This window comes from Microbacterium sp. As-52, assembly GCF_049949185.1.
Lineage (GTDB): Bacteria > Actinomycetota > Actinomycetes > Actinomycetales > Microbacteriaceae > Microbacterium > Microbacterium maritypicum_A.
This window is the reverse complement of sequence record NZ_CP188171.1, coordinates 3,309,903-3,335,509: the sequence shown is the minus strand read 5'-3', so window position 1 is coordinate 3,335,509 and position 25,607 is coordinate 3,309,903. Positions and strand designations below refer to the sequence as shown.

Sequence of the window (25,607 nt, the reverse complement as noted above, 5' to 3'; positions counted from 1 at the left end):
GTCGATGTCGATTGGGCACCCGATTGGGCGATGAAACAGTTACTGGATGTACTCGTGGAGGCTGAGACACCGTCGACGTGGTTCGTCACGCATGAATCTCCGATGCTCGACGTTCTGCGTGAGCACCCGACACTCGTCGAGATCGGCGTTCACCCAAACTTCCTCCCGGGCTCCAGCCACGGCGAGAGCCCCGAGGAGGTCATCAGCGAGTGTCTTCGCTTCGCCCCCGAAGCGCGCACGATGAGGACCCATTGCCTCGTGCAATCGACCCCGATCCTGCAGACGGTCGTGGACGCGAGCCCCATCAGTGTCGACGCAAGCGTCTACCTGCGAGACCTCAGCGGGGTTTCTCCTTCGACGCTGCCTCTGGACCATGGACGCAGCCTGACTCGATTCGCTTACGTCTGGGAGGACGACCTCGAGTTCTTCGCTGAGGAACCCCGCTGGGACGGGCCCCGCTTCATCACGGATCGCGGTACGTCGGATGAGATTACGATCATCGATGTCCACCCGATCCACTTCGCTCTCAACAGCGCGAGCGTCGGCCCGTATGAGCGCCTCAAAGCCGCCCTGGGCAACATGCGCAACGTGACGGAAGCTGACGCCGCCGAGTTCAGAGGCACGGCCCCTGGGGCGCGCACTTTCATCCAGTCGATGCTGGAGGCCAAGAACACGCTCGATGCGGAGTTCACGACGCTGTGGAGCCTGGCCGAGTCGAAACGACTCACAGACGCACGCTGAGGTGAACGAAGAGACCCACGCGCACGGTTCGTCGAACGCGGGCCGATCCCCGGTTCGATGAATCGTGCGCGTGGGTCGCGCAGGAACCTCAGATGCGGCGCTGCCTGACGACGGCACCCGCAATGGTCAGCCCAACTCCGAACCCGAGGAATCCGATCGTCGACTCATCACCCGAAGCGTCCGCAAGCTGGAACGGGATGGAGCTCTGAACCACGTTGCCGTAGCCTGCGGAGCGGAAGAGACTGCCTTGCTCTGCGTTCAGGACCTTCTCGACGGCGGTGACCACAGTTCTCGATCCCTGATGCACATACCACGAGACATCATCGAGCGAACCGGCTTGGTCGGTCAGGTCCTGGACGACCTCGGCGATGTTGCGCAGCACGAACGTGTAGACCGCTCCACCATTCATCGTGAGATGCCCCGACTCGCGGAGCGCATCAGGTGTGATGCAGAGGTCCGCTGCGTGGCCTCCCTCGGATCGGAAGGTCGAAGCGATGATCTCCCACTCGTGTGCGACGACACCGTCCGGAACGTTGGACAGAGGCGCGCCGCTCACGATGAGCACGCTTGCTCCGTCCGAGAACAACGGCGAGACTTTGAGCTCCGACGGGTCGTAGAGCTTCGTGTAGGTGTCAGCGGCGACAAGAAGCACGGTACGCGCGAGCCCCGCGGCGATAATCGCGTCGACGACGGCCAGTGCGCGGACGAATCCGGTGCACGCGTCATTGATGTCGAGGACGAACGTCTCCTTCTTGAGATCGAGCCGCGCCTGAAGGAGATGTGCGTTGCCCGGGGCCGTCAAGACACTCGTCGACGAGACATGCACGAGTCCGTCGACCGCGTCCCGCCACCAACCATCGTCGATCTTCTCGATCGACTCGACGGCAAGATCCATGGCCGAGACGTCGTCCGGTGTGGCGTACAACGTGTGGAACCCGGTCTTGTCCATGAAGTCAGGGCGCACCGGGCCGTACTGTTCGAGAAGCTCGGCGACATCGATTCTCTCGGAACCAAGCGCGGTCGAAGGCCCGTAGACCCAGAGCTTACTCAATGAAGCCCTCTGTCCTGAGGATGCCCGCGAGCTCGTCGAAATCCTTGAACGAGGCGAGCGCGTCGATGTCGCTCACGCCGTCGCCGAGGTGGTCGTGGAGGTGCGTGGTGATCTCGAGCTGGTCGAGGGAGTCCCAGAGACGATCGCTGGGAGCACCGTCGGGCTGCACACCGCCGAGCGCCTCATCGATGAGCGACTTAAGTTCCGCAGATGACATCACGACGGCTGACTCCTCTCAGGCATCGAACTTCTCGACGCACGACACAAAGTATATCCCTCGGGACTCTCAGAGAGGCGTCGAGGGCCGAATAGAATCACTTAGATGATCACTCACGACGACCTCCGCCGCGCTACCGACATAGAAGCCGCAGAGCCATTCGAAGTTGCCGGGCTGGATATGGCAGGCACGGATCCCGGTCGGTCGATTCTCAGCTTCATCGACGACGCCCGCTTCCTGCCGGAGGCCGCAGCCAACCCTGCCCTCCGCGTCCTCCTGGTCGCGACGCCGCTGGAGACGGATGCACGGGCGGTTCTTCACGACGTGGTGATCGTCGTCACCGACGATCCCCGGTGGGCGTTCTACTCACTGCACAATCAGGTCGCGCTGACCTCGACGCTCGAGACGGAACCCAGTGTCATCGCGGACAGCGCCTCGATCCATCCGACAGCGTTCGTCGACCCCATCGGCGTCGAGATCGGCGCGAACGTGATCATCGAGGCCAACGCGACCGTTCTGCGGTCGGCCCGGATCGGCGCCAACGCCGTGATCAGGGCGGGCGCAGTGATCGGCACCAGCGGATTCGAGCACAAGCGAACGAGCCGCGGCGTGTTGAGCGTCGTCCACGACGGGGAGACGGTCATCGGCGAAGGGTCCGAGATCGGGTCGCTCACGGTTGTGGGACGTGGCTTCTCTCGTCGCCACACTCGCCTCGGCGCAGACTGTCGCATCGATTGCAACGTGATGATCGCCCACGGCAGCCAGCTCGGGGAACGCGTGTTCGTTGCCGCGGGTGCGGTCCTGGCAGGAAGCACAGCAGTCGGAGATGACGTCTGGGTCGGCCCCAACGCGACGCTCATCGACCGGGTCCGGGTCGGCGCGGGTGCACGTATCGGAATCGGGAGCGTGGTCTTTCGCGAGGTATCTGCCGGCGACCAGGTCCTCGGCAACCCCGCGCGGGTGGTCGCCCGCTCTTAGCGGGCAGACGTGGTTGCTGTCGGCACGGCAACCACGTTCACGCCGGCTGTCCGGCCTACCCGGCGCGGTTCGAGCGTGAACCCGTCTGAATCGGTTCCTCCGCGAGCTCCTTCAAGACCTCGAGGTGGCGCCCGGCGACGGCATCGATGGTGAAGTTCTGGTCGATGAACGCCTGAGCATTCATCGACACGGCCTCGCGCGTCGCTTCGGGGTTGTCGAGAATCTGATTGATCAGAGCGGCCAGCGCCACGGGATCGGCTCCGGGATCCTTCGAACTCACGGGCGGAACGATGAACAGTTCTCGCCCGCTCTCCACGACGAGATCGAGGAAGTTGTCCGGCTCGATCGCCGCGATCACGGGGATACCGGATGCGAGCGCTTCGAGGCTCGCTGTCCCGAACCCACCACCTTCGAGTTCGTGGACTTCGATCTCCGCCGCAGCGAGATAGTCGGGCACCTCTGCCTGAGGCAGAGCGCCCAGCGCGACGACGGCGTGCTCGACATCGAGCTCAGCCGCGATCTTCAGGAACTCATCGTGGTAGACCCCGCCGACGACCACGACCAGGGTGTCGGGGTGCTCGACGAGGATCTGCGGCAGAGCGCGAACGAGCGCGATGCGGCTCCGTTGCGGAATCACGTGTCCGATCGAGACGATGATGCGTTTGCCCGGCTGCCCCAGCTTCGCGATCGCGACGGAGGCATCCCCGCCTCGCATGACGGCGGGATCGATGCCCACCGGAATGTTCACCTTTCCACTGATACAGCGCGCGTACCGCTTGTCGATGTAGCGATCCATCAGGATGTCCATCACTACGAGCTTCGGCCGATGGACCCGCATGAGAGGAGCGACGAGCATCCGGTCGGCGACCCCGTAGACGAACGAGTTGAACTTGCTCAACGGGCTTTCCAGCCGGGTGTGAATGCTCAGGAGGGTGGGCACACGTCGCTTTCTCGCCCACCATCCACTGAGCCAGGTGAGGTCGAAGAACTGCCCGTGCTGGTGGACGACGTCGGGCGCGAACGCATCGAGCAGTTCGAACACACGACGCTTCGCGCTCGGGGAAGAGACGAACCCGATGTCGAAGTTCGCGGCGAACCGCGTCTTGGGCAGGGTCCAGGCGGGAATCCGCACGATCCTTATCCCGTCCTTCGTCTCTTCCCGCGGCGCCTCGCCGTATGTCGCGGTGAGCACGAGGACCTCGTGCCCGGCTGCTGCATACTTCTTCGCAAGGTGCTGAGCGAGATGCGCCGAGCCACCAGGGCGAGGCGGGAAGAAGTTGTTTACGACTGCAATTCTCATGCCCAGTCCATTTCGATACGTGCGACCGCGGGAATCCGCGCACAGCTGACCAGCCTAACAAGACTCCGGCTGGGGACATCTCACCCCGAGTGGTCCGCGTTGTACATGTCGAGGACTTCGCCGATCGAGGCGTCGAGGACGAGCGCACCCTTGTCGAGGTAGAGTCCCCGAGTGCAGAACCTCCGGAGGTCGCGCTCGTTGTGGCTCACGAAGAAAAGCGTGCGCCCGTCTGCCAGCAACTCGTCGATGCGCGTGTAGCACTTCTCACGGAAAGCCTTGTCGCCCACCGCCAGCACCTCGTCGACGAGCAGGATGGGCTCGTCGAGCTGCGAGACGACGGCGAAGGCGAGTCGGACCTTCATCCCGTTGGAGAGATGCTTGTAAGGCGTGTCCTCGAATCCAGCGAGCTCGGCGAACTCGATGATGCCGTCATAGCGTCGACTCACCTCTTCGCGTGACATCCCGTGCAGACCCGAGGTCAGACGCACGTTCTCCCGAACCGTGAGATCTCCGACGAACCCCCCGGTGATCTCGATGAGCGGAGCCACTCCGCCGTTCACCTCGACCGTGCCCTCGTCCGGCAGAAGCACCTTCGCGACCAGACGGAGGAGAGTGGACTTCCCCTGACCGTTGCGCCCGACGACACCGATCGACTCCCCCGGTTCGACCGAGAACGTCACGTCGCGGAGTGCCCAGAACTCACCCGGGCGCGAACGCCGAGAAGCACCGGCGAAGAGATCCTTGAAGCTGCGGCTGCCGCGCCTGTTGCGACGGAAGTGGACGCCGAGCCCCCGCACTTCGATGGCCGCGCCCATCACAGCTCCTTCAGGACGGGTCGTTCCAGGCTCCGGAATGTCCAGATGCCCAGTCCGAGGATCAACAGACTCATGACGACGCTGATGGTCAGGGTGAACGGGTTCCATTGATCAGGGAAGAAAGGCATGCGATAGAGCATCATGATTCCCGCAAGAGGGTTGAATGCCCCGAGCGTCTGGAAGATGCCGGGAAGATCGGTGACGTTGTAGATGATCGGTGTCGCATAGAACATCGCGCGCAGAACCAGTGCCGTCGTGCGTTCGAGGTCGACGAAGAGCACGCAGAGCGGGGCAATGAGCAGGCCCAACCCGACGAGGAGAACGGTCTGCAGAATCATCGCCACCGGCATCCACAGGATGCCCCAGCCGACGTGCACGGTTCGCCCCGGATCCAGCTCGACGAACAGGTTCACGACGATGAAGAGCACCAGTACCGGCAGCGAGAACAAGTACTCGATGCCCTTGCTGAGCACGATCCGATTCACCCAGATCGAGCGCGGGATGGCGGTGGAGCGCACCAGCCGGGCGTCCTTCTTGAACGCACGGGTGAAGTCGGACACCGAAGCGTTGAACCACACCCACGGGAGCAGCGCGCTGATCAGGAAGATGATGTAGGGCTCTTCGCCGACGTCGCGGTTGAACACCTGTGTGAACACGAACCAGTAGATCGCACTCATCACGAGCGGATCCAGCACCGACCACAGATACCCGAGGAGGCTGGTCGAGTAGCGGACCTTCAGGTCACGGGACGACAGCAGCCACAACGAATGCAGATATCGCCGGGGCGTCCCGGGCGCCCCGACAGCAGCGTGACTCACGATGTCGAGTCTACGAGAGACTGTTGTTCCACATCGACAGCGCCGAGCCGATGGCCATGTGCATGTCGAGGTACTGGTAGGTGCCGAGGCGTCCGCCGAAGTGGACACCCGTCTCGCCCTTGGCGAGCTCACGGTACGCCAGGAGGCCGCCCCTGTCAGCCGCCGTGTTCACCGGGTAGTACGGCTCGTCGTCACGGCTCGCGAAGCGCGAGAACTCGCGCATGATCACCGTTCGGTCGGAGTCGTAGACGTCCTTGCGCTCCGGATGGAAGTGCTTGAACTCGTGGATTCGGGTATACGGCACATCCATATCGGGGTAGTTCATCACACTGGTGCCCTGGAAGTCGCCGACGTCGAGGACTTCCTGCTCGAAGTCGAGGGTCCGCCAGCTCAGAGCACCCTCCGCATAACCGAAGTAGCGGTCGACGGGCCCCGTGTACACGATGGGCACCTGTCCGACCGTGGCCTTCTTGTTGAACGGCTGCGACTCGTCGAAGAAGTCGACCTCCAACTGCACGTCGATGTTCGGGTGATCGGCCATCCGCTCGAGCCACGCCGTGTAGCCGTTCGTAGGCAGCCCCTCCCAAGTGTCGTTGAAGTAGCGGTTGTCGTAGGTGTAGCGCACGGGGAGGCGGCTGACGATGTCGCCGGAGAGCTTCTGAGGATCGGTCTGCCACTGCTTCGCGGTGTAGTCGCGGAAGAACGCCTCGAACAGCGGGCGCCCGACGAGCGCGATGCCCTTCTCTTCGAAATTGGCAGCCGTCTTCACATCGAATTCGCCTGCCTGCTCCCTTATCAATGCACGAGCCTGATCGGGTGTGTACGCGGATTGGAAGAATTGATTGATCGTGCCGAGGTTCACCGGCATCGGGAAGACCGTGCCCTTGTGCGTGCTGTAGACGCGATGCACGTAGTTCGTGAATGAGGTGAAGCGGTTGACGTACTCCCACACCGTCGGATTCGACGTGTGGAAGAGGTGCGCTCCGTAGCGGTGGACCTCGATCCCTGTCTCGGGCTCTGCCTCGCTGTAGGCGTTGCCACCGATGTGAGGACGTCTGTCGATGACCGTCACCTGACGGCCAGCCTCGGCAGCGCGTTCCGCGACGGTGAGGCCGAAGAAGCCCGAACCGACTACGAGGAGATCCAATGTAGACACGTCAGTTTCCCAGTCTTGATCGAAGTGTGAGGGTCAGACAGCGAGCGCCGCGTCAGCCGAGCAGCCGGGACAGGACATCGTCGAATGCTGTGCCGTCCCGATAGCGGCGATCGAGATCCTCGGCATCAGCGTTCGCGATGCCGGAACGTTGCATGCCGACCACGTTCGCACCCACGACCCGCGCGGGCACGCCGTAGACCTTGGCGAAGGCGGGGACATCGGCGGTCACGACCGAACCCATTCCCACCATCGCTCCCACGCCCACGGTGCGGAACTGATGAACCGCCACGCCCAGACCGAGGTTCGCCCGCTCGCCGACCGTGACGTGACCTGCGAGCAACACGCTGGACGCGAGCGTCACGCCGTTCCCGATGTTGCCGTCATGCGCGACGTACACCTGGTTCATGATGAAGGCGCCGTCGCCGATCTCGGTCGGTCGCTGGGAACCCTGATGGACCTGCGCCGCCTCGCGGATGACGTTCTGCGACCCGATCAGAAGGCCAGCTCCATACGAATCCTCCTCGTCGCGAGGATGGGCGAACGATCTGACCTCCGGCGGTGCGCCGAGGACGACACCCGCACCGATCCAGTTGTCGTCGCCGAGGCGCACCCCGGGATGGATGACGACCCCGGGCCCGACGACGTTTCCGCTGCCGAGTTCGACCCCGCGGGAAACATGTGCGCTCGGATGGATCGTGTTCACGAGGAGGAATCCTTCTTCACGGCTGCGTCATCCTCGCCGCGCACAGGCGCTGCAGGGTGCTCATGTGAGGGAGCTTCGTGCTCCCCGCTCAGGTCGAGGGTGCTGATCGACCCTTCGTCACGTAGTCGACGGCGCATGATGATGACGAAGAGCACCGCGACCCCGGCCGCTGCCACGTCGCCGACGGTGAACATCATTCGCGACACGGCGCTCACGGCGGCCGCCTGCGGGACGGTGACGATCGTCGCCATCGCTGCGACGAGCACGGCCTCGCGCACCCCGATCCCCGACGGAAGGATGAAGGCGAACAGGCTGAGCGAGAACCCGATCGCCATCGCACCCGTCAACAACACCACGGTCTGCGGGTCGGGATCCGCCAGGGAGTTGACCAGCAATGTCAGATGCAAGCCGTAGCAGATGTACGACCCGATGGAGGTGCTGAGGGCGATGAGCACCGTCGACACCTTGACCCGATGATCGAGCGGCGGTCGCCGGAACAGTTTCAGAACGAGGGAAGCTAACCAGGTCATCACTGCGGGATGCAGGCAGATCAGCCCGACCGGAAGCAGTGCGAACAACCACAGCAACTCGGGCTGCTCCTGGGAGAGCAGCGGAACGGCCAGCGCGCCGAGGATGAGGGAGGCCACCACGCCGACGCCCGCAGAGTAGAGAGCGGTGATGAGCACGCGCGGCCTCGAGACGTTGTACTGGCGCCCGAGTTCCATCTGCATGACGTACGACCACACCGATCCCGGCACGTACTTCCCGAGTTGTCCGACCAGGAGGATCTGGGCCGCTCGAAGAAATGGCACCCTGTCCTCACCGAGACCGTTCAGGATGGCGATCCAACTGATCGTGCCGAGCGCGAGGCCTGCGAGCACGAGCAGGAACGACAGAACAGCAGACTGCCAGGCGATCAGCTTGATGGCGGCCGAGACCTCGTCCCACTGCGAGATGAGATAGTACGCAGCAAACCCGAGGACCAGTGCCAGCAGCACATAGCGCAGGATCAGAAGCACCCAGGAGCGGGCGCTGCGGGATTCAGCGATGAGGATTCCCTCTTTCTTTGCAAGCAAGGCGGTGACGCCGGACATATGGGCTTCCGCCGTGTGAACTGGGGGCACGGTCACTCGACGTTATGCTGGTCTGGTTCACGTTCATCCAGATGAGTAGGTCTCATGATACCAATCACCGTCGTCGAGTTCGGAGCCGAGGAAGAGCGTCTCGTGCTCGAGGTCCTCCGCTCCGGTCGAGTCGCCCAGGGTCCGCTCGTCGCGGAGTTCGAGAAGCGCTTCGCCGAACTCACGGGCGTTCGACACGCGATCGCGGTGAACAACGGCACTACTTCGCTCATCGCATCCCTGCAGTGCCTCGACCTCGAGCCCGGCGACGAGGTCATCACGAGCCCCTTCACCTTCGCGGCGACACTGAACGCGATCCTTGAGGCCGGCGCGACCGCACGCTTCGCGGACATCTCCGAGGAAGACTTCAACATCACGGCTGCCTCGATCGAGTCGCGCCTGAGCGACCGCACCAAGGTGATCATGCCCGTCCACATCTTCGGCCAGATCGCCGAGATGGAAGCCATCTCCGGCATCGCGAGAGACCGCGGCCTCCGAATCCTCGAGGACGCAGCACAGGCCCACGGAAGCAAGCTCGGCGACCAGGCGGCCGGCAGCTACGACATCGGCTCGTTCTCCTTCTACGCGACGAAGAACCTGACCACCGGCGAAGGCGGGATGGTCACCACGAACGATGACGAACTCGCCGACCGCCTGCGCATCCTCCGCAACCAGGGGATGCGCGCCCGCTACGACTACGCCATGCTCGGCCAGAACTATCGTCTGACCGACCTCCAGGCGGCTCTGGTGCTGCCGCAGCTCGATCGCTACGACGGCATCGTCGAGACGCGCAGCGACAATGCCGCGTACCTCAGCGCCGGTCTCGCCGACGTCAAGGGGGTCATCACCCCTGGAGAGCTTCCCGGTCGCCGACACGTGTGGCACCAGTACACGATTCGTGTCACTCCCGACGCTGCGGTGACGCGAGACGAGTTCGTCGAGCGAATGAACGACGCGGGAATCGGCGCGGGCGTGTACTACCCGAGACTCGTGTTCGACTACGACGCATACCGCAACCGCCCCGATGTGGTGATCGAGCCGACGCCGGTCGCGGAGATGCTCGCGGCCCAGGTCGTCTCACTCCCCGTGCACAATCACCTGACACGCGAGCAGCTCGACACCATCATCGCAACAGTCCGCACCGTCGCTGAAGGAGAGTCATGAGCCAGCCTCGTATTGCACTCGTCGGAGCCGGCACGATGGGGTCGTATCACGCCCGCGTCGTCGCCTCCTCCGATCGGGCCTCGTTGGCGCGAGTGATCGACGGCCGACGCTCCGTCGGCGAGGCAGTCGCAACGAAGTACGACTCCGAGTGGGCACCCGAGCTGGGCGACCTCGACGACATTGATGCTGTGATCGTCGCCGCGTCCACCGAGTCGCACGACGCCCTCGCCCGACAGGTCCTGGCTGCAGGCAAGCCCCTCCTCGTCGAGAAACCGGTCGTCAACGGCTACGAGCGCACGCAGGAAATCCTCGCTCTCTCGGAAGCCGCCGGCGTGCCGATCTTGTGCGGTCTGCTCGAGCGGTTCAATCCCGCTGTTCTCACCGCTCGCCACCTGATCAACGAACCGTTGCACGTCACCTCCGTGCGCCACTCCCCCTACGCCCCGCGCATTCGAACCGGTGTCGCATGGGATCTCCTCATCCACGACGCCGACCTGGCGATCAGCCTGCTGGGTGGAGAACCCACCAAGATCGAGGGAAGCCTCGGCTACTTCCACCCGGACTCCGAGTCCGGCGCGGAGGATGTCGCGACGGCTACGCTCGGGTTCAGCGGAGGTCAGGTCGCACAGTTGTCAGCAAGCCGTATCGGCCAGCGCAAGGAACGGAGCCTGCTGATCCACGAACTCGATCGTCTGGTGGAGATCGACCTCCTTCGTCGCGACGTCACCGTCTACCGGCATGTCTCAGCAGATGCCGTAGACGTGGACGGACGGGGTTACCGCCAGCAGACAACGATCGACATTCCCGAACTCGTGACCTCGCGAGAGCCGCTCGCGGCGCAGTTCGACCACTTCGTCGACCTCGTGAACGGAGACGCCGACGCCGACGCCGAGCGAAGCTCGATCGCTCCCGCGCACATGGTGATCGCTGCCCTTCTCGCAGGCCGTGGGTAAGGATCTCCCGAGAAGAGGCGTCGTGGCGGCGCGGAGGGCGATCCCCCTCGTAGTTCTCTCGTTGTTCATCTCGCTTTTCGGGGCGGGGCTGTTCACCATCGCGCAGGACGGACATCCGCTCTCCGTCATCGACGAGCACATCCACTTCGACACGGCGGTCAAGGCGGGGCAGGGCGAGTTGCCCTACCGGGGCATGCTTCTCGGCCAGGAACTCCTGGATGAGTGGGTTTGCGGCGTCGGGCACGAAGGAGGAGACATCCCCTACCCGTGCGGCGACCCCAGAGTCACGCCCGACGCTATTCCATCGGGTAAGTACAGCACAGGCTACGGGCACTATCCCACCTACTTCTTCGCAGCGGCGGGGTTCCAGAAGATCTTCGGCGCAATCACCGGCTCCGAGGATCTCCTCCAGGGCTTTCGCGTCTTCAGCGCCCTCACGCTTTTCCTCGGTGTCGTGGCGACCGCCGTCTTCGGCTGGCTGCTCGGCTTGCGGGGTGCCCGGTTGATCGCCGTCACCGCTGTGCCGATCGCGACCTCGATGGTCGTCTTCGCCGGCACGATCGTGAACCCGACGTCGACATCCGTACTCGCAGGGGCACTGATCGGGGGTACCGGGCTGCTATGGATGCGGCGAGGCAGGGGCTTCGTCTGGTTCGCGCTCTCCGTGGCGTTCGCGTCGTCCATCGCAGTCACCGTCGTGCTGCCGGCTGGTGGCTTCGGCCTCGCAATGCTCGTCGCACTCATCTGGAAGCGAGCCGCGTTCTTCCGCGAGCTGGAGTGGCACCCACGATGGTGGCAACTGGGAACCCTCTCAGCGCTGGTCCTGCTGCCGATCATCGCCTGGGGTCGATTCATCGCTGCGAGAGCAACGGTGTCGAACGAAGCGCTGTATGGCTTCCTCCCCCCCAGCGGCAAGAAGGACATTCTGGTCGGGGCGACTCTGGAGCTCTCTCTGCTGCACACGCCCTGGCGAGAGACTCACGGGATAAAGAGCCAGCCTGAGAGCTTCATCGGGCGGCTCGCGCACGCCTTCTCCGAAGGAGCGCCCATCTGGATCGGAACGCTCATCTTCGGTGGCATCGTCGTCGCACTGCTGCTCCAGCGATGGTACAAGTTCAGCACCGTCGACGCTCTCCTGCCGCGCGCGCAGGTCACTGGTGCCCGGGGCTGGGCACCGACCGCCTTCGACGCCTCGGTGAATCTCGTCGCCCTCGGGACCCTCGCGACCATCATCGTGTATCCGCCGGCGTTGCGGATCATGAACTGGATGAACTTCGGGTTCGACTTCCCGATCGTCGATCGCTACTCCAGCGCGTTCACACCGCTGCTCGCGATGCTCGCACTGCTGATGATACGCAACCGCTGGTTCGCGATGCTACTCGCCGTCAGCGCCGTGCTCACCGGTCTCGGTACGGTGTCAGGCGCGATCTGAACGGGATTTCGTGACAGGCTCGAAGCTCGGATCTGCAGGCTCGGACAAGTCGACAGTACCGATCACCCGCGCAGGTACGCCCGCGACGATGCTCCGCGCAGCGACGGGCCCCGTGACCACTGCACCGGCACCGATCACCGCCTCATCACCGATCGTGACGCCCATGTTGATCACGGCGTTCGCGCCGATGAACACGCGGTCGCCAATGGCCACGGGCTGCCGGTCGACCTGATCGTACGCGCGACCCGAAACGCAGCGCTTCGCGCTCGAATGGGTGTAGATGTGCACTCCGGAGGAGATATCGCATCCTTCGCCGATCGACAGTCCGCCCGACCCGTCGATGAGCGTGAATGCGCCGATCCAGGTGCCCGCACCGATGCGCGGCTCGCCGATGATCCAGGCATTTGGATTGTAGGGGTTGTCCGGAAGGCTGGTCATGGTCGCTCCTCTGCGCCGAATGAACGAACTGGGGGCGCGACGGCGTGGCCATCGCGCCCCCATCTCGTAGGGTGAACCCGCGTCAGGAGTTCTGCACGAGTCGGGTCATGCCCGACACGACGTCGATCTCGGCTTCGAACCCGAGCACGTCCTTCGCGCGCGTCGTGTCTGCCGCACGACGCGAGACGAGCACCGGACGCGGATTGAACTGCGGCTCCACGTCAGCTCCGACCGCGGCGATCAGGATGCGCGCGAGGTCGGCGACCGTCGTATCGATTCCGGTTCCGACATTGACCGGAACGTTGGCCTTCTCCGAGGTGAGGGCGAGCACCACAGCACGGGCGATGTCCTTGACATGGATGAAGTCCATGGACTGCTTGCCTTCGCCGTCGATGACCGGTGCCTCACCGTTCTTGAGGCGGTTGACGAAGTGGTTGATGACCGACGTGTAGTAGGCCGTCGTCTTCTGTCCCTCGCCGTACACGTTGAAGAAGCGCAGCGCGATCCACGGGAGATTCGTCTGACGCTGGTAGTAACCGAGCATGTCCTCGGCAGTGCGCTTACCGATGCAGTACGGCGTGAGGGGGTTGAGGCGGTCATCCTCGTGCATCGGGAGCTTCTCCGGGTCGCCGTACACCGATGCGCTGGACGCGATCACGATGCGCTTCGCGCCGAGCTCGGATGCGGAGGCGATCACGTTGTGCATGCCGACGACGTTGGTGTCGAACGAAGCGTACGGATCAGCGACAGACTTGTTGATGGAGTCCGCGGCGAGGTTGATGACGTAGTCATATCCCTCCATGGCGTTCCGAACGGCTGCGCCGTTGCGGATGTCCTGATCGATGACGTCAACACGGCCCGTCTTCGTGAGTTCGTTCGCTGCGTCGCGGTCACCGCGCCACATGTTGTCGAAGATGCGAACGGTCCATCCCTCGTCGAGCAGTCGCTGGACCACGTGAAGCCCGATGAACCCGGCGCCTCCGACGACGAAGACCTTCTTGTCACTCATTGAATCGATACTCCTTTGGTAAGTGGAAACAGCCCGCGTCAACGCGCGAGCGGGATGGCTTCGGCAAGGACCTCAACGACACGATCCACGTCGTCGAACGTCAGATTCGCGTGCATCGGGATCGCGAGATGACGCGTGAAAAGGTCTGCAGACACCGGCAGTGAACCCTCGAACCCGTACACAGGCTGGATGTGCGATGCGTAGGTTCCGAAGTTGCACTGCACACCGCTGTTGCGCAGATGCGCGGCGACGAGCCCACGATCGATATCAGCATCGAGCGTCACCACGTACGACTGCCACGGGTGAGTGCGGTCGTCCAGGGCGACCGGAGCGGTGACTCCCTCGAGGCCACGAAGACGCTCCGCGTAGGCGGCGGCGATCTCGCCGCGGCGAGCCACGAGCCCAGGAAGCCGATCGAGCTGCGCGAGCATGATCCCCGCGGAGATGTCGGAGAGACGGTAGTTGTAGCCCGCTTCGTCGAAGGACGGGATCGGGAGGTCCGAGCTCCCCTCGCGCGACAGGGCGGGCGCGATGCCGTAAGTGTGGAGCTTTCGTGCGCGCTCGGCGAGGTCTGAACGGTCGGTGACGAGGGCTCCGCCTTCGCCGGCGGTGATGCCCTTTCGCCCGTGGAAGCTGAAGGTCGCCACGTCCGCAAGGCTTCCCGCGGGCCGCCCCTTGTAGGAGGCTCCGGCAGAACAGGCCGCGTCCTCCATGAGGAACAAGCCGTGCTTGTCGGCGATGGCGCGAAGTTCGTCGTAATCCGCAGGCTGACCGAACACGTCGACGGCGAGGATGCCCACGGTGCGCTCGGTGATCGACGCCTCGACTGCCGCCGGATCCACCGACCAGATGTCAGGACGGATGTCCGCGAACACCGGCTTCGCCCCCGTCCACATGACGGAGTGTCCGGTGGCAGGGAAGGTGTAGTCGCCGACGATGACCTCATCCCCCGGCTTGACGCCGAGGGCATCGAGCCCGAGGTGGAGCGCAGATCCGCAGTTGCTCGTGGCGAGTGCGTGCGCGGTGCCGACCGCTTCCGCGAAGCGCCCTTCGAACTCACGGCACGTCGGTCCTGCTCCGGAAAGCCATCCCGAATCGAACACGCGCTGAACCGCCGCGAGCTCTTCTGGTCCGACAGTCGGTTCGCCGAGAGCGACGGTGTGCGCCATCGTTCACCTTTCGCTTGAAGTGGGGTTCGGAGAGTTCACGGCACTCGGAGCCGTAGGATCGAAACGTGGTGCGGGCACCAGAATCGCCACCGCCATCCTACCCGCTTGTTGTCGTCAAGGAGATTTACCGTGCCAGGAACCAGTGTCGTCATCATCGGCGGCGGCATCGTCGGCCTCGCCGTTGCGGAGCGCGCGGCACGCTCGGGACAGCGCGTCGTGGTCCTCGAGAAGGAAGAGGCGTGGGCCTTGCACCAGACGGGCCGCAATTCCGGCGTCATTCATGCGGGACCGTACTACAAGCCGGGTTCCCTGAAGGCGAAGATGTGCGTCCAGGGCAACGCGAGCATGCGGAGGTTCGCGGTCGAGCACGGCATCCCACACGAGTTCACGGGCAAGCTCATCGTCGCGACGAATGAGTCCGAGTTGCCGAACCTCAAGGAGCTGGAGCGGCGCGCCCAGGCGAACGGCGTCCCCACCCGCTGGCTCACGGCCGCGGAGGCGCACGAGTACGAGCCGCACGTCGCCTGTGTGGCCGCACTTCGCGTCGAGACGACGGGAATCATCGACTACGCCGCCGTGAGCCGACGTCTCGCGGAGATGGCGGCCGAGCACGGCGCAGAGATGATCCTCGGAGCCCAGGCCACAGCGATCCGCAATGAGAACGGGCACGTCGTCGTCGAGCACACTAAGGGCACGACACGTGCAGACTTCCTGATCAACTGCGCCGGTCTGCACAGCGACAAGGTCGCGCGACTCGCGGGGCTGCGCCCCTCGGCACGCATCGTGCCCTTCCGCGGTGAGTACTTCCACCTCTCGGCCGAGAAGGAACACCTCGTTCGGGGACTGATCTACCCGGTTCCGGACCCCGACCTCCCGTTCCTCGGCGTCCACCTGACGAAGATGATCGACGGCAGTCGCCATGCGGGTCCGAACGCGGTCACCGCACTCGGACGAGAGAGCTACAGCTGGGCGAAACTGAACATTCCCGAGGCGATCGGCGACATCACCTACCCCGGGTTCCTCCGCATGGCCTCTCACAACATCCCGGTCGGCGTGAAAGAGGTCCTGCGCTCGTTCTCCCGACGGATGTTCGCGCAGAGTCTGTCGGTCCTCGTCCCCGGTATCGAAGCCCGTGACCTGACCTCGTCCCCCGCCGGTATCCGCGCGCAGGCGATCACGAAGGACGGCAAACTCGTCGATGACTTCCTGTTCGAGATCGCCCCTCAGCAGGTGCACGTGCTGAATGCACCTTCACCGGCGGCCACGAGCGCCCTGGTCATCGCGGAGGATATCTGCCGGAAGGCCGGCTTCCTGGACTGAGCGGATTCGGACGCCGGCTCCTCCGCCGACGTCCGAATCGCCGTCAGGACACGGGAACGACTTCGTAGATGCGCATCTTGGTCGGTCCGTCCGTCGTCGTGGTCACCAGACGGACGCAGTCCTGCGAGATGTCGCTCTCGGCGATCACGTACTCCACGTTCGCCTGCGCGAACGCACTGCAGGAATCGAAGGTCAACTGGATCTGATCCGGTGCCGGGTTGCGGGGATCGGGATCTCCATCGCCTACCACCCACGAGACGTTCGCCAGTCTGTTCCAGTTCTTCTCACTGCTGTTCGTCGGATCGATCTCCTCCCACATCTCCGGCGACGGTGCGCTCTGGAAACCGTTGTAGGAGGCGACCCCGGCTTGAACGAGCATCATCGTCGGCAGCGGAGAGTCGGCTATGCCCACCCAATCCCCCGGTTCCGTCGCGTCGATCTTCTCGATGGCATCCACCGCATGCGTCTCGCGGAGGTCGAGCACACCACGGTAGAGCGGATTGACACCCGCCGTGGACAGCAGCGACAGCACGAGCACGAGCCCCGCCCCGACAGCGATCCGGTTGGTCGCGAACAGCCACACGCTCGCGACGAACAGAGCGACGCACAGGACCGTGGCCCCCGCGACCAATGGATTCGCCGCGGCGAAGTCCCGGAAGCTGAAGTCGCCGGAAGCGCCGATGAGAGCGGCGACCCCGACGCTCGCGGCGGCGAGTATCGTCGCGACCGCGGCAGGCAGCCGAAGACCGCCGCCCCGACCGCGCTCATCGGCGAGTCGGGTGCCGGCGACCACGACGAGGACGAGGCTGAGAAGTCCGAATCCGAGCCTCACCCGGCCATAGGTTGTTCGATCCAGCAGGAGCAGGTGCGAGACCGGGTCCCACCCGGGCAGGAACATGTATGCCAGGAACACCACGGCGACGACGGAGAGGCATACGGTGAGCCAATCGACCCCCTCGCCTCTTCGGAAGCGGCGAAGAGCGATCCAGATGAGCGGCACGAGCAGGAAGAGACCGGGAAGTACGAATGTCGCCGATTCGGAGCTGTTCATGCCCCATGGCACGCCGCCGGACGGTCCGATGATCGGCGAGAAGGGACCACTGAACAAAGCCGCGAGCTCGTACCCGCCACCCCCACCGACCGGCTGGAGTCTTTCCCCGGGATAGACCGTGCTCGTGAAGCCCACGATCGTGTCCCAACGGGTCACCAGCCAGATGCAGAGGAGTGCCACACCGGCCGCACCGGCGATGAAGACCGGGACCACCGCCTTCAGACGGTCCACGAATCGCGGTCTGTCGACAGAGGGCATGAGGACGAATCCGACGCCGAAGGCAGCGACCACCCACACGACGGGGACGATGAACGGCACGTAGATTCCCGTTCCCATCGTCGCGGTGAGGTAGGCCACGAGCGCCGCCAGCACCCATTTCCCCGTCCGGTGCCGAGACCTCACGCACCAGACGATCGCCGCCATCACCAGAAGCGCCCACGCGGGCGCATAAAGCGTGATCGACAAGAACCACCATTGGAAGAATGGCGCGAGGAAGAAGCCGCAAGACAGGAGCAAGGCGGTGATCGGGCGTCGAGGGAGGAGCGTCACGGCGAACAGGAACGCGGCGGCGACCAATGCGAATGCCGGGAGCCACCATTTCACGGCCATCGCCTGGTCGAGTGGAAGGAAGAGAAAGCCGACGAGGTGCGGGCGGAGGGCTGTCGACCAGTCGCGCGTCGGCAGGTCATGCTGGACCGTCGCGTCCATGCCGCCCGGGAAGGTCTCGTTGCGGGTAGGCAGCCCCTGCTCGACCTGCGAGATCGTCCATGTCGTCTGCACGAACCACTCGTCGCTCCGGATCGGCTCGGGCATGCCTGCGATCAGATCCGAATCGGCGTCGTTGCTCACGAGGCCGTGCATCACTCCCGTGGACGAACCGGTGATGCCGAGGATGACCAGTAGCACGAACACCGCTGCCAGCAGGCTCAGAGGGGCGAGCAGGACTCGACGATTGGGCAGCCCGTCCTCCCTCGGCATGACGAAACTGCGGTAGGAATCTCGGACCGCCGCCCAGCGGGACGGCCTGGACCCTGCCTCGTTCGGGGGCGTTGACGATGACAACAACTCATGCCTCACTAGATCACTGCCATGATGGCGGGAAGAGGGAACTGCCCGTCGAGCCGAACAGCAGGTCACATCCTATCGACAGGATCTGATCAAGCCTGAGAACGCGGTGCTCCCCCGTTCGCAGGCCGGCCCGCCCAAGGCACGCACTCAGCCGACGGTTGATCTCACCTGACGAAACCGCGCTCCGTCGATGAACCCGCGTATGCCAGCGCGAATCTTCGGGCCCCGTTCGCGCTCGCAGAGCAGCATCTTGATCCAGGCCTTCGTCGCGTATGCAGCGTCGTCCCAGAACCAACGGCCGAAGCCGTACCGTCGGATCATGATCATGCGGTTACGCGTCATGTAGTACTGACGCATGGGCGAGTAGTTCGAGAGGTAGATCCGTCTGCCGAGGAAAGTAGACGGCACCGAGTCGCCGAACCGATGGTCGAGTACCGTGTCGTACACCTTGACCACGCGGTAACCCGCTCGGCGTGCTCGGAGCGAAATGTCGTGATCGACGTAGTCGATGAAGAGGCGTTCATCGTGAAGCCCGATCTTCTCCAGCGCCGCCCGGGAGAAGAGCGCACCCGAGGAGATCACTGCCACCTGCTCCTCGACACCCACCCGGTTCTCGCCGTCGTACAAGTGGCCGGTCTCCTCGGCACGCAGCGCCGGCCCGGCGATGGCGACGGGACGGCCGGCAGGCGAGAAGGCACCGATGAGCGCCTCAAGCATCCCGTCTGCCACAGTGCTGTCCTGGTCGAAGACCCACACATAGTCGAATCCTGCGCCGAGAGCCTGCCTCATCCCCGCGTTGAATCCTGCGGCGACGCCCACATTCTTCGTCTGGTCCAGGACGGTCAGGGCGTCACCGTCGCGTAACGGGGCGAGGAGCTTCTCAGTGCCTTCGTCGTCCGGCGAGTTGTTCACCAGGTAGATGTGGTCTGCCTGGGCGGCGAGCTTCGCAAGGTTGTCGCGGATGCTCGATGACGGACGGTAGGCCAGGACAACAGCGGCGACCTTCGGCGGTGGCGTCATCGTCCCACCGAGGAGTCCACGGTGATCTTCGCCGCCACGGTACCCATCGTGGTGTCGTCGGTCCGCACCCGCAACGTGGCGCCGCGCATGAGGCCGTGGCTGCTCGGTTCGCTCACGCCGGCGGCGTTCGCATTCACGAAGTAGTCCCCCGGACCGAATCCGGCCTGGGCGATGCGGAGATCCACGACGGTCTTGCCTGCGATCGGATCGAGCACCACGCCGAGCACCTCGGTGTTCGAGGCCATCACCATCTGCCCGAGCGGGGTGTCCATGCTGAAGCCGATCTCCCATCGCTCGATCGGCCGCAGCGTATCGACATGCACACGGACCGTGAACGGATCGCCCGTCTGGAGCTCCTTGATGGTTGCGCCATCGTCGTCCACCAGCTCGATGCGCTTCACCTGGATCGGATGGATGGTCTCCTCCGGAGGCGCCTCGCCCACCTCGCGGTCGGCGAGCACGTCACGCAGTCCGTCCACCGCGCGATTGATGTCCCCGTCGAACACCAGCTTCCCGTGATGGAGCAGGATGCCGCGGTCGCAGAGCTCCTGAACCTGCTGCGCGGAGTGGCTCACGAGGATGATCGTCCGGCCCTCCTCACGGAACTGGTGGATGCGGTCCATGCACTTGCGCTGGAAAGCCTCATCGCCGACGGCGAGAACCTCGTCGACGAGAAGCACGTCCGGATCGGTGTGCACCGCAACAGCGAAAGCCAGTCGCACATACATTCCGGACGAGTAGAACTTCACGGCGGTTTCGATGAACTCGCCGATTCCACTGAACTCGAGGATGTCGTCGAACCGTTCGTCGATCTGAGCGCGACTGAGCCCGAGGATCGCGGCATTGAGATAGACGTTCTCCCTGCCGGAGAGATCGGGGTGGAACCCTGCGCCCAGCTCCAGAAGCGCGGCCATGCGCCCCCGAGCCTCCACGGTACCGGTCGTCGGCGCCACGATACCGCCGATGAGCTTCAGCAACGTGCTCTTTCCCGAGCCGTTCTGGCCCAGCAGCCCGACGGTCGTGCCCGCCTTGATGTCGAGCGAGATCTCGTCGACAGCGGTGAACTCCTCTCGGAAGGCTTTGCCGTGCCTTCCGAAGTGGACGATGCGGTCCTTGAGGTTGTTGTCCTTGCGCACGCGGAACTTCTTGCTCACGCCCTTGAGACGGATGATGTCCGGGCGGGATGAGAGGTCGGTGTTATCGATCATGGCCTACAGCTCCTGCGCGAAATTGCCCTGCATGCGCGTGAAGACGCGATGCGAGATCCAGAGGAACACGAGCCCGATGACACTCATGATCGCCATCCTCAGCCCGAGGTTCGGGGGGTAGTCGGCGACGGTGCCGGAGCCCCAGAACGCCCGGTGAAATCCGAATACCCCCACGGTGAGCGGGTTCGCGAGGTACACCTCGAGAAGCCACGCGGGAAGGTCGTACTGCGCCACCACCGTCTTGACCATGGTCCACGAGTAGACGATCGGCGAGGCCCACATCGCGAGCATCATGACGACCTCGGTGAGGTACTGGATATCCCGAAGGTAGACGTTGAGGGCGGACAGCAGCAGCCCGGTCGCAATTCCCCACAGCAGCACCATCCCGAGCGACGGGAAGAACCACAGCATGTGCACCGGCTCTGGGAGTCCGTTGAGGAGCAGCGCCGCGACCAGCAGCACACCCAGCTGCACCAGGAACATGAAGCTGGCCGCGCCGATGCTTCCCAGCGGGAAGATCTCACGCGGGAGATAGATCTTCTTCACGAGTCCGGCGTTGGAGATGATCGACCCCGTCGAGCCGAAGATCACGTCGGCGAAGAACGTGTAGAGAGTGAAACCGGCGAAAAGGTAGATCGCGAAGTTGTCGATCCCCCGTGAAGCGCCGAGGATCTGTCCGAGCACGATGAAATAGACCAGGAACTGTACCAGCGGGCGGATCACGGTCCACAGGAACCCGAGGAAGCTGTCGCGATAGCGTGCTTGGAGGTCGCGACGGATGAGCAGTATCAGAAGTTCGCGCCGTCGGTACAGTTCGCCGACCTTGCCGCCACGACCACCGTCGCGGAGTCCGCGCGCGTCGATCGTGGTGAACGGCTCGGCGGCGAGCCGAGTGAATCTGTCCACGGGGGTTTCCTTTTCGGGTGTTCGGGTCGTCCCTGAGCCTATCCTCAGCAGAACCTGTGCCTCGGCGCGGCGCGCCTCACCGATGCCCGGGGAGGCGCCGGCGGATGCCGCCGACGATACGCTCGCGCGCGGCACGGATTCGGGCTCCGGCGCCAGGGTGGTTGCGACGCATGTACATCCGCGCGAAATCGCGCAGCTTCCCCTCCCCCACATGTCCGATACCGCGCAGGAAGGTGATCTGCTCGTAGGTGCGTCCGGGAACGGTCGAGGACATCTCGTCGAAGTTGAAGTCGAGCGTCGTGTAGCTCACGGCGAAGTACTCGGCGTTCGTGATCGTGCGCGTGTGGAACCCGAGCTCCGCAGCCGCATAGCTCGGTACCCGCTCCAGGACGTGGGCGAGGCCGCCGTCCTGGTAGGCCTCAGCACCTCCGAAGTCCGAGTACTCCCACGGCTGCTCTACCAGGAGACGAAGCGCCTCCGGTCGCGCGATGAACATCGAACCGTACGGCGCAAGCGGTGAGATGTCGTCGAGAGGCACCATGATCCCCATCTGGGCAGCAAGCTTCTCGAATCCCGGCTTGTTCGCCCACCAGGCGCGCCCCATGGTCGGGTAGCCGATGTGCACCATGGGCGGATAGACGATCCCGAGTCCCGGCTCGCGCTGGAACAGGGCGAGCACGTTCGCGGCATATCCCGGACTTGCGAGCAGATTCGTGAACTGCTGCTCCTTGAAGGCGCGCCCGACGTTGAACCCATCCTGCGGGGTCTTCTTCGAGTGAAGCTTGACGACGAGATCGTAGCCGCCGTCGAGGAGCACATCCTTGCAGCCCACGAGGAACGCGCTCTGATCACGACCATCGTTCGACGCGACCACGCGCACGTCGACCGCGCGACCGTCACGCGGCCGCGCATCGACGATCTCACGAATGTCCGCAGCACGCCTCTCATCCTGGGTCGTGATGACGAGGTCGTAGGTGGTGGGGAGCATGTCGACGCGGTCCAGCATCTCGTCCGTCATGTCGACGTAGAAGATGTGGAGGATGGCGACGACCCGCGGGGCGCGCAAGGGGTCGAACCCGTGGTCGATGTCGCCCAGAACATCGTTCAACCCGAGATCGACGTTGAGATCCTTCGGCGGCACATTGCGGGCGAGGTTCGAGAACATGTACTCGACGGGATATCCGTGCGATGCCATGTCCTCGGCGATCCACCTGCCGATCACGCCGTGACGGTCCAGGTACGGCGGCCAGTGGAAGAACGGACGACGCTTGACGAGCGGGCATCCGTCGGCGATGAGCAGATCGGCGTTGAAGAGCGCGGGATGATCCGTCGGATAGTTCTCGGCGGAAAAAGCCGCTGCAGAGACGAAACCCGCGTCATGGAACCGCTGTGTGAACGTCACTTCGTGACTGAGGACAGCCGCATAGTAATCATCCATAGCTGGCAGATCGCGCCAGTAGTCGCGCCAGATGCCGGACATGAACATGCGCTTGCGCACCGCGATCCAGAACGATTGCAGGTGGTCAGGCACCCGCCCCTCACCTGTCGCAGGATTCTTCATTCGGACGTTGTCCGTCATGCCCCAGAAGTCCAGATCCTGCGACGCCATCCTGTCCAGCACCGGCCCGTACGGTCGCACCGGACCGAACCAGGTGTCGTTGGTGAGCACGACCTCGTCGAATTTCTCGATGCCGTCGCCCAGGTGATCGATACCTGCCTTGTGGCCCCAGATGTCGAACCCCTCGTTCGGACGCACGAGGATGTCGTCCGTCACTGCCTCGAGACGCTCGCGTCCCTCCGGACTCAGGGCGCCGTTGACGACCGCGAGGATGTGGTCCGCGTCTGCGCGCATCTGCTCCAGCGCATACAGCACATAGTCCTCGACCGCGCCGCGGCGGTCGAACACGACGTAGATGACCGCGCGTCTGCTCTCCGACGTGAGTCCCGATGGCTGATCGTTGACAATCACAGCAGCTCTCCCTCGATCGGACGTCCTCGTCGGAGCACCTTGCGGAGCGTATGCATCCCGATGCGGGCCACGGCGACGAACGGGCGCATGACCGGCGCGAGACGCGCGGAAGTCGTCGGATGGTTCAAACGCATATACATGCGGGTCATCGCGACGATTCCGCCGGCGCCGGCCCATCCTGCGCGATGCAGCCACTGGATCTGCTCCAGAGGGTAGCCCGGGGGCGTGATCGAGAGCTGATCGAGCTTGTACGCAAGATTCGCGTAGGCAATCCCCGCGTGCTCCTGATTGAGCACCGTGCGGCAGTGGTAGCCGATCTCGCCCAGTGCAAGCGGCAGAAGACGCTCTTGCACGCGGGCGAGGTCGGCCCCGCCACGCTTCGCGGCGACATAGTCTTCATAACGGAGCTGGTCATCCAGCAGCAGGCGGAGAGCCTTCGGACGTCCAACCCACATGCCGCCCATCGGGGCCAGGGGCGAGGCGCCGTCGAACGGCACGTTGATGCCGAGACGCTCGCTGATCTCGAGCGCGGGCTCCCGGTACTGCGACCATCCTCGCCCGGCGAGGGCGTATCCGATATGCATCATCGGCGGGAAGACCGCTCCGAGTCCTGGTTCACGCTCGAACAGGGCGAGAAGGTTCGAGAACTGCCCGGGACTCGAGATGAGGTTCTCGAGCTGGTAGCGGCGGAAGTACCGTGCGATGTTCGCCCCGCGCTTCCGCGGGGCGCGGGAGTGGATCTTGACGACGAGGTCGTACCGGTCGGACACGAGGATGTCCCGACATCCGATGAAGAACGCGCTCATGTCGCGTCCGTGCTTCGACGGCACGACACGGATGTCGAAGCCGGTCGCCTTCGTGAGTCGCCGATCATCGATCGCCGTCCGGATACGGGTCGCGCTGTCGTCGTCGAGTGTCGTCACCACCAGATCGAAATCGACGGGGATCTGCTCGAGCCGATTGAGAATATGGTCGATCGTCCGCGGATCCGCGCAGTGAGCAAGGACCGCGATGCGTCTGCTCGGTGCCGGGGCATGAGCGCTCTCGTCGAGCACTTCGAGCATTCCCGCATCGGTGTTCAGCGTCTTCGGCTGCACGTTCTTCGCGAGGTTGCTCCACATCAACTCGATCGGATAGCCGTATCCGGCGATCGCCGCAGCCGTCCGCCGTCCGATGACGGCATGCCGGTCGAGGAAGGGGGGATAGTGGAAGAAGGGACGACGCTTGACCAGAGGGCAGCCGTCGGCAAGAAGAAGATCGGCGTTGAACAGCGAGGGGTGCTCGGTCGGATAGTCGTGCGACGCGAAAGCGACCGAAGCAGAGTAGCCGCGCTCTTGGAAATGCTTCGTGAACTGTGTCTCGTGCTTGAGCACCGCATCGAAGTAGGACGGCATCTCCGGCAGATCCCGCCAGTACTCCTGCCACTCGGGAGACAAGAACATCTCCTTGCGGACGGCGATCCAGAAGGACTGGAGGTGATACGGAAGCTCACCCTCGTTCGTGAACTTGTTGAGCGGCTCCCACTCGTGATCGGTCATGCCCCAGAAATGCACCTCACGAGCATTCATCCGCTCGAAGACCGGACCGTACGGACGAACCGGGCCGAACCAGGTGTCGTTCGTCAGCAGCACCTCGTCGAACTCGGCGATTCGATCGCCGATATGCGCCAGTCCCTCCTTGTGCGCCCAGATATCGAAACCGGTGTTGGTGCGCACCAGAATGTCGTCGGTCACGCTCTCGAGCGTGGCTCGACCGGCATCGTCCAGAGGCCCGTTCACCACCGCGAGAATGTGCGCGGCGTCGTCTCGCATGCCTTCCAACGCGAACCGGACGAACTCCTCGACCGTCCCACGACGGTCGTAGACGACGTAGATGACCAGCCGCTTCCCGCCATCAGGAAATGTCGCTGATTTCTGCCCCGGCGTCGTCATCTGATCCCTCCAGACCCTCGGTGGGAGGGCACAACTCATGCCCGCGCCAAGCGCGGAATGTCACTGAAC

Annotated in this window: 23 protein-coding genes; 6 read left to right on the top strand and 17 right to left on the bottom strand. The window is 64.1% G+C overall.

The features are described from left to right. The first annotated feature begins 54 nt into the window (after positions 1–54). The gene (locus tag ACLFA2_RS16090; protein ID WP_208323582.1) at positions 55–741 is read left to right on the top strand and encodes a hypothetical protein; all 687 of its coding nucleotides are present in this window, start codon (positions 55–57) and stop codon (positions 739–741) included. 88 nt (positions 742–829) lie between these two features. Here the strand turns inward: ACLFA2_RS16090 and ACLFA2_RS16085 are convergent, their stop codons facing one another. Both ACLFA2_RS16085 and ACLFA2_RS16080 read right to left on the bottom strand, forming a co-directional pair. Further along, positions 830–1,792 carry a 3-oxoacyl-ACP synthase III family protein gene (locus ACLFA2_RS16085; RefSeq protein WP_021199821.1) on the bottom strand — a complete coding sequence of 321 codons (963 nt, stop codon included), beginning with the start codon at positions 1,790–1,792 and terminating at the stop codon, positions 830–832. Further along, complete coding sequence (locus ACLFA2_RS16080; protein ID WP_152525884.1) at positions 1,785–2,012, bottom strand: hypothetical protein; 228 nt, start codon at positions 2,010–2,012, stop codon at positions 1,785–1,787. The genes ACLFA2_RS16085 and ACLFA2_RS16080 overlap by 8 nt, the downstream gene beginning before the upstream one ends. 102 nt (positions 2,013–2,114) lie before the next feature. On the opposite strand from ACLFA2_RS16080, the gene ACLFA2_RS16075 reads away from it, so the two are divergent. Further along, on the top strand, positions 2,115–2,987 hold the full coding sequence (locus ACLFA2_RS16075; protein ID WP_152525883.1) for a hypothetical protein: 873 nt from the start codon (positions 2,115–2,117) through the stop codon (positions 2,985–2,987). A 55-nt stretch (positions 2,988–3,042) separates the two neighbouring features. Here ACLFA2_RS16075 and ACLFA2_RS16070 read toward each other — a convergent pair whose 3' ends face one another. From ACLFA2_RS16070 to ACLFA2_RS16045, 6 genes are all read right to left on the bottom strand, one after another. Then, on the bottom strand, positions 3,043–4,287 hold the full coding sequence (locus ACLFA2_RS16070; protein ID WP_347122994.1) for a glycosyltransferase family 4 protein: 1,245 nt from the start codon (positions 4,285–4,287) through the stop codon (positions 3,043–3,045). 80 nt (positions 4,288–4,367) lie between these two features. After that, the gene (locus tag ACLFA2_RS16065; protein WP_021199817.1) at positions 4,368–5,102 is read right to left on the bottom strand and encodes an ABC transporter ATP-binding protein; all 735 of its coding nucleotides are present in this window, start codon (positions 5,100–5,102) and stop codon (positions 4,368–4,370) included. Continuing rightward, on the bottom strand, positions 5,102–5,920 hold the full coding sequence (locus tag ACLFA2_RS16060) for an ABC transporter permease (RefSeq protein ID WP_031207347.1): 819 nt from the start codon (positions 5,918–5,920) through the stop codon (positions 5,102–5,104). The genes ACLFA2_RS16065 and ACLFA2_RS16060 overlap by 1 nt, the downstream gene beginning before the upstream one ends. A gap of 10 nt (positions 5,921–5,930) precedes the next feature. Continuing rightward, positions 5,931–7,067 carry a UDP-galactopyranose mutase gene (gene glf / locus ACLFA2_RS16055; RefSeq protein ID WP_021199815.1) on the bottom strand — a complete coding sequence of 379 codons (1,137 nt, stop codon included), beginning with the start codon at positions 7,065–7,067 and terminating at the stop codon, positions 5,931–5,933. A gap of 61 nt (positions 7,068–7,128) precedes the next feature. Next, on the bottom strand, positions 7,129–7,779 hold the full coding sequence (locus ACLFA2_RS16050) for a hypothetical protein (RefSeq protein WP_021199814.1): 651 nt from the start codon (positions 7,777–7,779) through the stop codon (positions 7,129–7,131). Next, on the bottom strand, positions 7,776–8,873 hold the full coding sequence (locus ACLFA2_RS16045; RefSeq protein ID WP_021199813.1) for a lysylphosphatidylglycerol synthase domain-containing protein: 1,098 nt from the start codon (positions 8,871–8,873) through the stop codon (positions 7,776–7,778). Before ACLFA2_RS16045 ends, ACLFA2_RS16050 begins: the two co-directional genes overlap by 4 nt. 84 nt (positions 8,874–8,957) lie before the next feature. Between ACLFA2_RS16045 and ACLFA2_RS16040 the strand changes: the two genes are divergently transcribed. The 3 genes from ACLFA2_RS16040 to ACLFA2_RS16030 are packed head-to-tail and all read left to right on the top strand — an operon-like array spanning position 8,958 to position 12,449. Next, positions 8,958–10,064: a DegT/DnrJ/EryC1/StrS family aminotransferase gene (locus ACLFA2_RS16040; RefSeq protein WP_021199812.1), complete on the top strand. Its 1,107-nt coding sequence runs from the start codon at positions 8,958–8,960 to the stop codon at positions 10,062–10,064. After that, positions 10,061–11,017 (top strand): Gfo/Idh/MocA family protein, encoded by a 957-nt coding sequence (locus ACLFA2_RS16035; protein ID WP_021199811.1) that lies wholly within the window; start codon positions 10,061–10,063, stop codon positions 11,015–11,017. Before ACLFA2_RS16040 ends, ACLFA2_RS16035 begins: the two co-directional genes overlap by 4 nt. A gap of 22 nt (positions 11,018–11,039) precedes the next feature. Next, a complete protein-coding gene (locus ACLFA2_RS16030) occupies positions 11,040–12,449 on the top strand; it encodes a hypothetical protein (RefSeq protein WP_426621614.1) in 1,410 nt (469 codons plus the stop codon). Here ACLFA2_RS16030 and ACLFA2_RS16025 read toward each other — a convergent pair. The 3 genes from ACLFA2_RS16025 to ACLFA2_RS16015 form a co-directional block, all read right to left on the bottom strand. Further along, positions 12,435–12,887, bottom strand: coding sequence for an acyltransferase (locus ACLFA2_RS16025; RefSeq protein WP_021199809.1), 453 nt, complete (start codon positions 12,885–12,887; stop codon positions 12,435–12,437). The genes ACLFA2_RS16030 and ACLFA2_RS16025 overlap by 15 nt on opposite strands. Positions 12,888–12,969: 82 nt before the next feature. Further along, positions 12,970–13,896 carry an NAD-dependent epimerase/dehydratase family protein gene (locus ACLFA2_RS16020; RefSeq protein WP_021199808.1) on the bottom strand — a complete coding sequence of 309 codons (927 nt, stop codon included), beginning with the start codon at positions 13,894–13,896 and terminating at the stop codon, positions 12,970–12,972. 38 nt (positions 13,897–13,934) lie between these two features. After that, entirely contained in the window at positions 13,935–15,065 is a 1,131-nt protein-coding gene (locus tag ACLFA2_RS16015) for a DegT/DnrJ/EryC1/StrS family aminotransferase (protein ID WP_021199807.1), read from the bottom strand. A gap of 129 nt (positions 15,066–15,194) precedes the next feature. Between ACLFA2_RS16015 and lhgO the strand changes: the two genes are divergently transcribed. Then, the gene (gene lhgO, locus ACLFA2_RS16010) at positions 15,195–16,385 is read left to right on the top strand and encodes an L-2-hydroxyglutarate oxidase (protein ID WP_426621613.1); all 1,191 of its coding nucleotides are present in this window, start codon (positions 15,195–15,197) and stop codon (positions 16,383–16,385) included. Positions 16,386–16,428: 43 nt separating this feature from the next. Here the strand turns inward: lhgO and ACLFA2_RS16005 are convergent, their stop codons facing one another. The 6 genes from ACLFA2_RS16005 to ACLFA2_RS15980 form a co-directional block, all read right to left on the bottom strand. Next, a complete protein-coding gene (locus ACLFA2_RS16005) occupies positions 16,429–18,414 on the bottom strand; it encodes a DUF7657 domain-containing protein (RefSeq protein WP_021199805.1) in 1,986 nt (661 codons plus the stop codon). A gap of 237 nt (positions 18,415–18,651) precedes the next feature. Beyond that, positions 18,652–19,524 carry a glycosyltransferase family 2 protein gene (locus tag ACLFA2_RS16000; RefSeq protein WP_167254482.1) on the bottom strand — a complete coding sequence of 291 codons (873 nt, stop codon included), beginning with the start codon at positions 19,522–19,524 and terminating at the stop codon, positions 18,652–18,654. Further along, positions 19,521–20,732: an ABC transporter ATP-binding protein gene (locus ACLFA2_RS15995; RefSeq protein ID WP_021199803.1), complete on the bottom strand. Its 1,212-nt coding sequence runs from the start codon at positions 20,730–20,732 to the stop codon at positions 19,521–19,523. The genes ACLFA2_RS16000 and ACLFA2_RS15995 overlap by 4 nt, the downstream gene beginning before the upstream one ends. Positions 20,733–20,735: 3 nt before the next feature. After that, complete coding sequence (locus ACLFA2_RS15990; RefSeq protein ID WP_021199802.1) at positions 20,736–21,638, bottom strand: ABC transporter permease; 903 nt, start codon at positions 21,636–21,638, stop codon at positions 20,736–20,738. 76 nt (positions 21,639–21,714) lie between these two features. After that, positions 21,715–23,607, bottom strand: coding sequence for a rhamnan synthesis F family protein (locus ACLFA2_RS15985; protein ID WP_292776396.1), 1,893 nt, complete (start codon positions 23,605–23,607; stop codon positions 21,715–21,717). Continuing rightward, positions 23,604–25,538 carry a rhamnan synthesis F family protein gene (locus ACLFA2_RS15980; RefSeq protein WP_426621612.1) on the bottom strand — a complete coding sequence of 645 codons (1,935 nt, stop codon included), beginning with the start codon at positions 25,536–25,538 and terminating at the stop codon, positions 23,604–23,606. The genes ACLFA2_RS15985 and ACLFA2_RS15980 overlap by 4 nt, the downstream gene beginning before the upstream one ends. Between the last annotated feature and the right edge of the window lie 69 nt (positions 25,539–25,607).